This is a genomic window from Leifsonia sp. SIMBA_070 (assembly GCF_046534635.1).
Taxonomy (GTDB): Bacteria; Actinomycetota; Actinomycetes; order Actinomycetales; family Microbacteriaceae; genus Leifsonia.
Genome location: NZ_JAWRYK010000501.1, coordinates 1 through 259 on the forward strand (window position 1 = coordinate 1; position 259 = coordinate 259).

1 protein-coding gene is annotated in these 259 nt (G+C 72.2%); it reads right to left on the reverse strand.

Annotation, left to right across the window (positions count from 1 at the left end; genetic code table 11):
• The coding region (locus SB754_RS21210; protein ID WP_410784314.1) for an SDR family NAD(P)-dependent oxidoreductase at positions 1-259 on the reverse strand (259 nt) is incomplete at both ends.

The window sequence follows — 259 nt, forward strand, 5'->3', positions numbered from 1 at the left end:
TCCCAGTCCTTCTCGGTGGTCGCCGGGACATGCTTCGACAGCGACAGGCCGGCGTTGTTCACGACGAGGTCGATGCCACCGAAGGCGAGCAGCGTGGCGTCGATCGCGGCCTGCACGCCCGCGGCGTCGGCGACGTTCGCCGCGACACCGATCGCGACGTCGGTGTTGCCGAGTTCGGCGGCGGCGGCCTGGGCCTTCTCGAGGTCGAGGTCGGCGACGACGACGCAGGCACCCTCGGCGGCCAGGCGCGTGGCGATGG